Origin of the sequence: Pyrococcus sp., from assembly GCF_030153625.1 — an archaeon.
GTDB lineage: Archaea > Methanobacteriota_B > Thermococci > Thermococcales > Thermococcaceae > Pyrococcus > Pyrococcus furiosus.
In genome coordinates this window covers 1-11459 of record NZ_JASKLM010000052.1, presented here as the reverse complement: position 1 = coordinate 11459, position 11459 = coordinate 1, and the positions used below count along the sequence as shown (strand labels likewise).

11 protein-coding genes and 1 other RNA gene are annotated in these 11459 nt (G+C 39.6%); 3 read left to right on the top strand and 9 right to left on the bottom strand.

The features are described 5' to 3' along the window. Positions 1-146, top strand: an RNA gene (rnpB, locus tag PWP39_RS09770) — RNase P RNA component; the annotation flags it as partial. Here rnpB and PWP39_RS08430 read toward each other — a convergent pair. The 3 genes from PWP39_RS08430 to priL are packed head-to-tail and all read right to left on the bottom strand — an operon-like array spanning position 147 to position 3169. Next, entirely contained in the window at positions 147-992 is an 846-nt protein-coding gene (locus PWP39_RS08430; RefSeq protein WP_011011221.1) for a DMT family transporter, read from the bottom strand. Then, positions 985-2028: a DNA primase catalytic subunit PriS gene (priS, locus tag PWP39_RS08425; RefSeq protein ID WP_288073456.1), complete on the bottom strand. Its 1044-nt coding sequence runs from the start codon at positions 2026-2028 to the stop codon at positions 985-987. Before priS ends, PWP39_RS08430 begins: the two co-directional genes overlap by 8 nt. Beyond that, on the bottom strand, positions 1991-3169 hold the full coding sequence (gene priL / locus PWP39_RS08420; protein ID WP_288073455.1) for a DNA primase large subunit PriL: 1179 nt from the start codon (positions 3167-3169) through the stop codon (positions 1991-1993). The genes priS and priL overlap by 38 nt, the downstream gene beginning before the upstream one ends. A gap of 49 nt (positions 3170-3218) precedes the next feature. Between priL and PWP39_RS08415 the strand changes: the two genes are divergently transcribed. Together PWP39_RS08415 and PWP39_RS08410 are read left to right on the top strand one after the other, a co-directional pair. Continuing rightward, positions 3219-4283, top strand: coding sequence for a Clp1/GlmU family protein (locus tag PWP39_RS08415; RefSeq protein ID WP_011011224.1), 1065 nt, complete (start codon positions 3219-3221; stop codon positions 4281-4283). Between the two features lie 62 nt (positions 4284-4345). Continuing rightward, positions 4346-4813, top strand: a complete 468-nt coding sequence (locus PWP39_RS08410; protein ID WP_011011225.1) for an Lrp/AsnC family transcriptional regulator — start codon at positions 4346-4348, stop codon at positions 4811-4813. Here PWP39_RS08410 and engB read toward each other — a convergent pair. From engB to PWP39_RS08380, 6 genes are all read right to left on the bottom strand, one after another. After that, positions 4785-5357: a GTP-binding protein EngB gene (gene engB, locus PWP39_RS08405; RefSeq protein ID WP_011011226.1), complete on the bottom strand. Its 573-nt coding sequence runs from the start codon at positions 5355-5357 to the stop codon at positions 4785-4787. The genes PWP39_RS08410 and engB overlap by 29 nt on opposite strands. Positions 5358-5419: 62 nt before the next feature. Then, positions 5420-6610 (bottom strand): proteasome-activating nucleotidase, encoded by a 1191-nt coding sequence (locus PWP39_RS08400; RefSeq protein WP_288073454.1) that lies wholly within the window; start codon positions 6608-6610, stop codon positions 5420-5422. An 83-nt stretch (positions 6611-6693) separates the two neighbouring features. After that, positions 6694-7788, bottom strand: a complete 1095-nt coding sequence (locus PWP39_RS08395) for an ABC transporter ATP-binding protein (protein ID WP_011011228.1) — start codon at positions 7786-7788, stop codon at positions 6694-6696. Positions 7789-7799: 11 nt separating this feature from the next. Next, a complete protein-coding gene (locus PWP39_RS08390) occupies positions 7800-8669 on the bottom strand; it encodes a carbohydrate ABC transporter permease (RefSeq protein ID WP_288073453.1) in 870 nt (289 codons plus the stop codon). After that, positions 8666-9613, bottom strand: a complete 948-nt coding sequence (locus PWP39_RS08385; RefSeq protein WP_011011230.1) for a carbohydrate ABC transporter permease — start codon at positions 9611-9613, stop codon at positions 8666-8668. The genes PWP39_RS08390 and PWP39_RS08385 overlap by 4 nt, the downstream gene beginning before the upstream one ends. Beyond that, the gene (locus tag PWP39_RS08380; protein ID WP_011011231.1) at positions 9614-11239 is read right to left on the bottom strand and encodes an ABC transporter substrate-binding protein; all 1626 of its coding nucleotides are present in this window, start codon (positions 11237-11239) and stop codon (positions 9614-9616) included. Positions 11240-11459 lie beyond the last annotated feature (220 nt).

The following is an 11459-nucleotide window of genomic DNA, read 5'->3' as shown; positions in this document are numbered from 1 at the left end:
CAGACAATCCCGAGGGGAGCGGTGAAACGGCCGTCCCGCGGGGTGCAAGGCCGAGTTAGGGCCGATGAGTTCCCGGTGTGAGGCCCGTGGTAGGCCGCTTAGTCGAATGCTCCCGTAGTACAGAAGGCGGGCTATAGCCCCCTCGCCTACCCTTTTTTGAGTGCATCTAGGGCTGTTGCTATTAAAATTAATCCTCCACCTATGATTGTGTAGATACTTGGAACTTCTCCAAATATGATAATCCCGTATATAACGGCACTTATTGGGTCTAAATAACTTAGCAATGCTGCCTCACTCACACTTACTTCTTTAAGCCCATCCATATAGAGGAATAACGCAAGAACTGTATGTACAGTTACTAAGACGCCAATTGACCACCACACGGGCTTTCCAACATCTACAACACTTATTATTGGAAGCATTAGGAATGAAGCAACTAAAAGTTGGAGAAAGGTCAGGATTTCTCCCTTTACTTTCTTCAAAAATCTTCCGAGGTTAGGAATCAAGGCATAGAAGAACGCTGCAATTAATGCAAACATGATTCCAATGAAGTCTCTGTTGTTAATACTTATCTCTTGGCCGCTAATTATAATTCCAAGTCCCAGGAATGCTAAAGATATTGCAAACATCCTTGACTTCTTTACTTTCTCCTTTAGAAACTTCCAGGAAAGTAGTGTGGCTATTATGGGGGAAGTATAGTAAACGAGAACAACGTTTGCTATTGTTGTATACTCCAATCCTGTAAAAAAGAATATCCAGTTAAGCGCAAGAGCACTCCCAATCCCTATATATGGGAGAGGATTTCTTGCTATACAATCCAAGGCTTCTCTTATTCTCCTTTTAGCCCCCAATATTATTAGCAGGAAGATAGAGCCTAGAGAAACTCTAGCAAAAGCAACGCCAAGGCCAGATAATCCTGAAAACCTTGCAAATACTCCTACACTTCCCCATATAAGCATTGCAATAACTATTTTTATCTTTCCTTTATTCATATTCCAAGGACTCTCTCCACAGTTTATAAGCTTCGCGCACTTCTTTTTTCCTGAACTTTGGCACTGCATGTCTAAATGGATTAAACTTCATGACTTCTCTTTCATTGGTTCCAATATAAGTTGCTATAAGGCCCACTTTGGAATGGAGTGTTGAGGGCAACCTTAGGATTCTCTTTATATCAACTGTAACCCTACCATCAAAATAGGCCTTTGAAAATCTAGTTGATAGGGCAAAGAGCTTAGCCATGCTTTCAATTCCCACGCCTTCTGGAAAAGATGCTAATATTGCTCTCCTTACAAATCCCTCATATATTTCTTCTTTGTGATCCAAAATTTTTCTTGCAATGTCCCTTCTTATTCCAATACTTAACAAATGAGGTACATTAACCCTCAAAATAAAGTATCCTAGCCTTAGCCTAAACACTTTGGGGTAGCCGTGCTTTAAAACGAACCATCCTCTTTTTTCTAGAAGAAGTTTTCTGAATTCTTCAACATTCTCAATTTCACTGGCTGAAACAAAGGCAAGAAGTCTTTCTCTACTTTTGAAGTCCAATCGAAGGGCCCATTCATCTAGGACTCTTATATGATAGCCTCTTCCGGAGTAAACTATGTGGATATTTTCAAAACCAAGTTCTTCCCTGAGAATTATTAGCGTATCTTTAGCTAGCTCTTTTGCGTCTTCAAGGCATATTGGACACACCGTCCCAGGTTCGTGGTTACACCTCTTGAGAGGGAGATCTTTGGCATCAATATCAAACACTAACTCAGCTCCTCTCCACCCTTCCATTTCCCTGGGATTTTCGTAGAATGCAACACTTGAATATACCGCGTATGGGGATGTGACTCTTATGTAGTCCTCTAAATCTCTTATATCCGAATATTGATTTTTCCTGTCACTTGGACCTTCACCGTTGTGATCAAAGCCGAATTCCCTACTTTCTAAGGTATCCACTATGAACTTGGGTATTTTTTTCGCGCTCCATTCTTTACTGTAGAATTCAATTCTCTCCTCCTTTGTTACTTCCCTCATCAGCATGCTTGGCCCTCCTCTTCTCTTCTAAGTAAAGACGCCTCCGATAATATGTTAGGGGATTTCTAATGTATTTGCAGTGCTTGTCAGGAGTGCAAAGCTGTGGAGCATTTGCCTTTATTTTATCACAATTGGGAGGAAAGTACCATGTTGAATTTCCACTGTCTTCAAGGGTAGGATTTGCAGTGTATCCAAAGCCTAAGTGGTACCATATGTTCTTTATCTCGTTTGGTTGGTCTTCGAAGAGTGGAGGAGAGCATCTGTTCCCGGCCTCTATTATTATGGGTAGTATCTCCTCGGTTATTATCCTCATATCTTTAATACAATCCTTAATTTTTACATTTCCCCGGGAAGAATTTGGGCATATCCTTGCATAGCTTAAAAAACTCGTGAGTAATACCGTTATTGCATAGTTCCTTATTCCCTGGGGAACTCCTTTGAGAGCATTTTTAACACATGGAGGGAATAAATGAGGTTTTAATTCTCCTGCTTGAATCTCTCTAAACTTATCTGAAAATTCTTTCTCGGCAAATGACTTTATTTCTCCTGCAAGTCTTCTATAAAATTCTGGAAGCTCCTCCCTTATTTCGTAAATTATATTCACGGCCTTTTCAACGTTTCTCTCAAAAGCTTTGCTCCACACTTTTAAGAGGTCATCCTTCCTTAAATACACATTCCCATCATAGACGTAATAAGAGGAGAGTTTTTCATCTGGAACTAGATCTAAAAACTCCCTTAGGGAAACTATGTATTCTGGAAGGCCACCATAGACTTTTTCAAGTGTTTTTATGTCGTTTTCTGGGAATTCAACTGCTATTTTTACTTCAATTCCAATTTCATCGCTCCTTATTTTCCTTCTTCTGCGGATTCTCTCTGTATATATTCTCAAATTAGCCTTCTTTACTAGTTCCAATTCCAGTCCATATGGGGAGTAAGCTAATGCTCCTATTTGGGCATAAAAGCTTGCTAAATCTCGTATATCCTCTATATTCAGAATATCTTCGGAGATTTCGGATTCTTTTGCAAATTTTAACCTATTCATGACTTCCTCTATATCCACAAGAGAGGGGATAGCTTGAAGGAATTCATTCATTGATCCGAATTCTTTTAGTAGTTCTTTGGCCTTCTCACTAAATGGGTCTAGCATGTTTGATAAAATAAATGAACCCCGATATAACTTTAATGGAGGTGGGAGAATGGAAGTTAACAAAGCATCTTTAACTTATGACGTCCCAGAGGATAGGGAATATGCTACAAAGAGGATACTTTCCCTCAAAAGGCCTTCAAAAATTATGGTAATCGGAGATGTCGATACTGGGAAGACGACACTCATTGTCTATTTGGCAAATGAGCTTATATCGAGAGGATTTAAAGTTGCAATAGTCGATGCTGATGTTGGTCAGAAAGGCATTCTTCCCCCAGCCACAATAAGCTTAGCTCTCGCTGACATGAAATTTTCCTCTCTAAGTGAGTTGAAACCCTTAATTCACTATTTTGTAGGTTCTATAACTCCTTCCCAGTTTTTTGGAGAGATGATTGTTGGAACTATGCGCTTGAGTGAGATTGGGAAAAAATTTGCTGATTATGTGCTAATAGATACAACTGGGATGATATATGGCTCAGGAGTGGAATTGAAGAGATTGAAGATAGAGGCCGTTAAACCAGATTTAATACTTGCCTTAGAGAAGAAAGAAGAGCTAAATCCCATTGTTTCAGGATTTGAGGACAAAACGATAAAACTAAAGGTTAGTGAAAATGCTAGGAGTTATTCTAGAAGTGAAAGAAGGCAAATTAGGCAAGAAAAATGGAGAAAGTATTTTGAAAATGCAAAAATCGTTAGTTTTTCTCTGGAGAATGTTGTTGTTACGGGAACATCATTATTTCAGGGGAGTGATATAAGAGAAGAGGAAAAATCCCTTTTGGAAAGGCTCTTTAAATGGGTAATTCTTCATGGAAGAAGGATAGGGGATAAGTATTTTGTGGTTAAAGCAGATGTTGCGGAAGTGCCTAGGGTAGTGGACAAAAATGTTGTTAGGTACTTTGACTTTGAAAAGCTTAGCAATCTCCTTGTAGGTTTACTAAACGAGGAGGGCTTATGCCTAGGAGTAGGAATTATTAAAGGCATAAACTTTGGGGAAAAAAGGATAGATATCTTGACTCCAGTCTCTGAAATTGAGAATGTCAGGGAAATAAGGTTTGGTAGGATTAGGGTAAGGGAAGATGGTGAAGAGTTGGGAATACTGGATAGGGAAGCACTTTAACAAAAAGGTTTATGAAACCTGTAAAGTAAAATGTTATTGAAAATCAAGATGGAGGTAGGCATATGCCAAGGGAGAACGTTGAGCTAACTAACAGACAGGTAGAACTTTTGAGGAAGCTTTACAAGGAAGGGAAGACGATTGAGGTTCATACTGTAGAAAAAACTCAAGACGAGCTTGCAGAGGAGTTGGGAATTACGAGACAAGCTCTAAGTAATCACTTAAAGATTCTCAAGGAGTTAGGGTATATTAGAACTGGGAGAGGATTCATTGATTTAACTGAAAAGGCTCTTGAACTTTTGGGTGAGAAGAGGGGAGACGTATTTATTTTTGTCAAAATAGAACCAACAAAAAGAAAAGAGGTTTATGAGGCCATTAAAAAGTTGAAAGTGAAGAAGATTTATCGTGTGACGGGAGAGATAGATTTAATAATTGAGGCAGACAAGAGCAAATTGGATGAGATATTGGAGCAAATTGCTGTTTTGGATGGGGTGAAAGAGACCGTCACTCACGTTGTTCTTGGCGTTCTCTAATTATTTCATTAATTCTCCCCTTTAAAACCTCGATATTGGTTCCAAATTTTGCTGAAATTGGGACAAACACTTTCTCTATCTCGCTAAATGGAACCCCAAATTTCTCTGCTAGGAAGTAAATAACTCCCTGGACGTTCTTGATTTTGTCTATTTTATTTACTGCCACAATGGTTGGAATTTCTAGATCAGTAAGAAACTGATAAAACTCTACATCTATTGGAATTTCTCCTCTCTTTTCCCATCTTTCAATGATTTCAGGAGCGGCTTTTCCATCAACTACAAGAACTGCAACGTCAATGTTTTTTGCATTATTCTCGATGAAGTGGACGATCTCGTCCTTTATTCTTTCTTGGACTTCTTTGGGTAGTCCTGCCATGAAACCAAATCCCGGCATATCTATAATTTTGTGGTTTCTCCATTCTATCTCTATTATTTTTCTAGTTACTCCAGGGCGCTTTCCTCTTCTAACCTTTTTTCCAGTGAGTTGATAAATTAGAGTACTTTTTCCGACGTTAGATCTACCTACAAACACTATAGTTGCCATCAGAAATTTCAAGATAGACTACCTTTTATAAATTCAACTCTCCAAAATAAAAATTAAGAAAATCAGCCGTAAATGACTTCATGTGACATTATCTGCTGAATGATCTTCTTTTCATTGCCTAACACTTTGTCTATGGCTTTTAAGAAGTCTTCCTGAGTTACATAAGTTCTTCTTTCTCTTATTGCAAACATACCAGCCTCTGTAGCTATGGCCTTTAGATCCGCTCCACTTGCCCCCTCTGTTAGCTCTGCTATAAGTCTTAGATCTACTCCTCTTAGCTTCATCCTTCTTGTGTGGACTTTTAGGATTTCCAGTCTTCCTTCAAAGTCTGGTAATGGAACCTCAATAAGCCTGTCAAATCTACCTGGTCTGAGAAGAGCAGGATCGAGGATGTCTGGCCTGTTAGTAGCTGCTATTACTTTTACATTTCCTCTTGGATCAAACCCGTCCATTTCAGCTAAGAGTTGCATTAGTGTTCTATTTACTTCTCTTTCTCCACCTGTGGTCTCATCTAACCTTTTGGCGCCGATTGCGTCAATTTCGTCAATGAATATTATTGTTGGAGCTTTTTCTTTTGCCAATTCAAATAGCTCATGGACTAGCCTGGCACCTTCTCCAATGTACTTCCTAACGAGCTCGCTTCCCACAACCCTAATGAATGTAGCATTAACTTCATGAGCTATTGCCTTAGCCATTAAAGTTTTTCCACATCCAGGTGGTCCATAGAGCAGAACTCCCTTTGGAGGATCAATTCCAACTTCTTCAAACAGTTCTGGATGCTTTAATGGTAATTCTATTGCTTCCCTAAGTTCCTGGAGTTGTTTCTTGAGTCCTCCAATGTCGTTATACGTTACATTGGGCCTCTCTACAACTTCAAATCCCAGGACTGCTGGGTCTTTTGAAGCTGGTAGTATTTCTATTATTGCCATTGTTCTTTGGTCAAGGGCTACCCTTGTTCCTGGCCTTAGTTTGCTCTTATCTATCCATGGTGCAATTCTAACGACAAACCTGGGTCCGTTATAATTTTGTACTATTGCTCTATCATCGTCTAAAACTTCTATGACACTTCCTGCGAAAGCTGGTGGTTGTCTTAGTCTTGACATTTCACTCCTTAACCTTGAGAGCTCCCTCTCTAGCCTTTCTTTGTCTGCCTTAAGCATTCTCACTTGAAGTTCTAGCTGTCTTATTCTTCTCTTTAGATAAGTGACGTAATCATCATAATTACCGTGAAATTGAGCTTCGTCCTCACTCATTATTATCACCCCTCACAGTAGGTTTTCCTAAGAAATTTTACGCTCGGGTAGTTTATAAAGGTTTGTTCAAAAATGAAAAAGATTCAAGGTTCATTTACTAAAAATTCAAGAGCTTTTTCGGTTTTCTTGTCAAACAGCACAATTGATTCACTTTTTATTTTGATGTTAACTTTCTCTCCAAATCTAAAATGTTCCTCTTCAGGAGCGAACACCTTAACCACATTTCCATTAACAAAAATTGTGAGGATCTGCTCCCTTCCCAGGGGCTCGAAGGAATATATTTCCCCCACTAATCCTTCTTTACCTTCTCTTACTATTTCTACATCGTGTGGTCTAAAGCCTATATACACTTCTTTTACATCTAGCTTCTTGATGATCTCTCTGTATTGAGGGGGAATATCAAGTATATTTTCGGAGCTAATAACGAGTTTTCCATCTTCAATTTTTGCCTCAATGAAGTTCATTGGTGGGTTGCCTAGAAATCCTCCCACAAACTTGTATTTTGGTTTGTGGTAGACTTCATCAGGATCTCCAACCTGTAGAATTTTCCCCTCCTTAATAACAGCTATTCTGTCGGCCATGGCTAAAGCTTCTGCCTGATCATGGGTCACATAGACTGCCGTAATGTCTAGGTCCTTCTGAAGTCTCTTTAATTCAGCTCTCACCTCTAGTCTTAGAAGGGCATCAAGATTGCTTAGAGGTTCATCTAGTAAGAGAACGTCTGGCTCCTTGACTAATGCCCTCGCTATTGCCACTCTCTGCTGCTGTCCGCCGCTGAGTTGCCATGGATACCTCTCCAATAAATTTTCTATGTGAAGTATCTTTGCCACTTCCCTAACTTTCTTGTCTATTTCCTCTTTTGGCAACTTTCTTAGCTCTAATGGAAAAGCTATATTTTTGTATACGGTCATGTGGGGATAAAGAGCCCAGTTTTGAAATACTAGCCCTACATTCCTGTCTTTTGGGGGAAGCTCCGTTACATCCCTATCGTCAAAATAAATTCTCCCTGCAGTTGGTTTGTATATTCCTGCTATTGTGTAGAGAAGCGTCGATTTTCCACTACCAGATGGCCCCAAGAGAGCCATAAATTCTTTGTCTTTTATGGTTAAATTAATGTTATCTAGAGCAGTGAAATTTCCAAACTTTTTAACAATACCTTCCAGCTTTATGCTGACCATCTTTAACACCTCTATCCTTTTATTCCTCCACTATACCCTCTCAACAAAATCTGCTGAGTTGTTAAGAAGAATATTATTGTGGGCAGAAGATATAATGTCCCTACCGCTGCTATTAGTGGCATGTGAGTGTACTCTGCCTCAATGTTGGCTTCAATAAATGTGGCCAATGTCTGATCTATGAGAAAAGTTCTTACATAAATTATGTCTTGCCACCCTGCTAAGAAGGAAAACAGAGCTACTGCGAGGATTCCTGGTTTGATCAAGGGTAGCATAATCTTTCTCCATACTGTTATTCTTGAGGCTCCATCGATTATCCCTGCCCACTCAAATTCCCAGGGAACTATGTCGAAAAATCCTTTCATCAGCCATACTGACATTGGAACTTCTAAGGCAGCTCTTGCAAAAATTACATAGATAAATGAATACGTCCGTATTAAAGAAGGATCTTGAGGAGCCCAAAGCCTGTATAAGAGGTACACTCCAACTATCAAGGCCACCCCTGGGAAAGCATGAAGGAGCATCAATGACAAAATCAGTATTTTTCTTCCCTTAAAATCCATTCTTGAAAGTGCATATCCTGACATTATGCTTATTCCAGTAACAACTCCTGAAACTCCCAGGGCGACAAGTAATGTGTTCAATATTATTTTTGGCATATCTGCCCTAATACCTCCAGTAATTGCCAACTTTCCTTTCAATGCATTTATCCAATTTTCAATTGTAGGATGAAAATTGCTGAGGTCAAAATTCGTCACCATTTGAGTGCTAAAGCTTGATAGGGCTAGTAGAGAGAAGCCTACAAGTAAGGGCAGTGTTGCTAAGAATAGACCTAGAATCAGGACAACTTCTGAACTTTTTGACCTCGTTTCTACATCTTTCATTCTATTTCACCCCTGGGTTTCTTTATCATCTTTTCAAATTCCAAGACTTTCAACGTGATAACTCCTCCAATTATTCCTAATATTGAGAGAATAACTGCTGCCGCCGCTGCAAGTCCTTGCTCTTGCTCTCCCCTCCCAAATGCTGTGTTAAATACATAAAGAGCTAAAGTTGTTCCATAGTCCCTATTCACAAGATCCCATTCTACCAACAAGAACAGGTGCGGGTAAGTGGTTAGCAGGCTTAAGAACTGCCATGTTAAGACATACAAGAAGTGCCACTTCATCATGGGGAAAAGTATTCTCTTTGAAATTTGCCAACCAGAGGCACCATCAACTCTAGCAGCAATTACAATTTCTTTTGGAATCTGATTTAATGCAGAAGTAAACACTATCATTCCAAAACTAACTCCAACGAGACCATTCACAAATATGATAATACTCCAAGCTCCCCAAGGTATTATTTGGCCAAAGGGAATAGGTTCAGAAATTAAACCTAATTTTAGGAGAATCGAATTAAGGGTTCCAATCTCGCTTCCATGGAAGAAATAATACCATACAAGGCTGTAAACAGCTATTGGTGACATTCTAGGTAAGAGCCAGAGTAACCTATATATATTTCCTGGACGCTCGCTCATAAAAAATGTTGCCAGGGCTAGGCCAAGTCCTCCAAATACATTGATTATTAGAGTAATTCCAACAAAGACAATAGTAGTCAAAACGACTGCCTTAAACGTTGGGTCATATTTAAACATATGGAATAACCTTTGATAATTGTAAAACCCTACAAAGTCATGCATGTATCTTTCGATATTCCAATTTTTCATGCCTGTGAAGCTTATGTAAACGGTTAGAACGAGTGGAATTAAGTAAAACAGCACAACAATAATTAACATTGGAGAAAGAAAAAATGAAAGGGTATAGAGCTTGTCTTTTCTAATTTTCATTCAATCACCCCTGGGAAACTTCCAATCTTTGGGGATCTCTCCGACTATCTCTATGTTGTCTTTAAGTTCAGGGTCAGCGTTTATCTTTGAGATAATGTAATTAACGCCCTCCTCTGGTGTCATTTCCCCTCTTAAGACTTTATCTACGGCATCCTTAAAGATGTCTGCAAGTGCTGGGTACTTTGGATGTGAAGGAGCAAAGTGGGTGTACTGGAGCATGTAGCTTACATCTGCCAAGAATTGGGCATTTATTGGGTTGACAGTGCTCTCTACAATATCTTTGATGTTCTCCTTAACTTCAGGAGCTAAGTCCAGGTTTAATGCTTTGAGGTTGTTTAACCACTGGTCATCTTTTATCAATTCTGCGGCAGCTTTTCTAACTGGCAGATGGGCTGAAATAACGCTGTGGATTGCATTGATTTTAGGATCGCTTGCTTTGATTATCATTAGAAATGCAAGAGCTTGATAGACATCTTTCAGTTCTTCGTACTTTGGATTTAATTGGCCGGCTTTTGAGTTAATCATCCATATGAATGGTTGGCTTAGCGTTACAGGTTTTGCTCCTTTCTCTCCTGCTGGGAACAGAGTGTAAGCAAACCACTCTTTCACTTCTTCAGGGGTTAGACTTCTTCCCTTATAATATTGCTTTGTCTGCCATTCTGTCCAGTACCATGTTCCTCCGATGTCAAATAGCGTTTTTCCTTCAACAATAGTTGGGTGGATTTGCTTTGCCCAATCCCAGCTCATTATATCCTCTGGCAGAAGACCGTCTCTGGCAAACTTCCATTCTACGTATAACCACTTATATACTGCGGGCACATCCAGAACAAGCTTTCCGGTATTCTCATCGTATAATTTTCCATTGAATGCAAAGATAAATTGGATTAAATCTGGGTGGGCAGAGCCTTTTCTATGTATTAGCCCCCACTCAGCACATCCTTTCTCTTTTGCCTGCTTTGCCCAATAATATACGTCGCTCCATGTAAACTCTCCATTCTTTACCTTTTCTGGAAGTTGGGACACATCAAGGCCCACACACTGGGCAACATCCTTTCTCACATAGAATGGCCTTGCTTCAGTGTCCTGAGGAAGGCCATATAACCTTCCATTGTACTTTGAAGCGTCAAGGAGAGTGGGGTAAAAGTCGTTGATAACTGATTGGTATGCCTGAGCATAATCGGTGATGTCAAGGATGTACCCTTCTTCGGCTAGTGTTGAGAGAAAGGCGTAGCTGTTAACAAAGAAGTCGCCTGCTTGTCCGAGAGGTTGCTTGCTTAGGAATTCTTTATATTGGTCGTTGAAACTCTGGTCGTATTTAACTGTGACAGTAATCTTGACACTTATTCCGTTCTCTTTCCATATCTTATTTATCTTATATGCAGCGTCAACTATTCCATAAACTCTCATAACGCTGTTTGGATCCCCAGATCCCCAAGCTGAGAACTTAACTTCCGAAATTCCATTTTCCTCAAGTACTTTTCCAATCTTAATAACGTCCTTGGCAAAATCACCCGTCAGCTGTACTTTCTTGCTTGCTTGGGTTTCTTTAGTTTCCCCTCCAATACAGCCGCTAGCTAAAACTCCAGAAATTAGAACTACAAGTAGGAATACAGCTTTGTGCTTCATTTTTTTCTACCCCCTTCATGATGTAAAGCTAAAGAGAACAAAAACAATCCATTGTAATTTTAGTTCTCATTCGATAAAAATGTTTTGGTGGTCAATAAAAGAATAAGTAAAAGCAAAAAGAGGGGTCTTCCTCATGTGAACTTTTATGAGTTCACGTGAGAATTCATTCCCCGATTTACTGTGAGTGCCCGGACTTAGACCGTCCCACCCATTTCTCTTT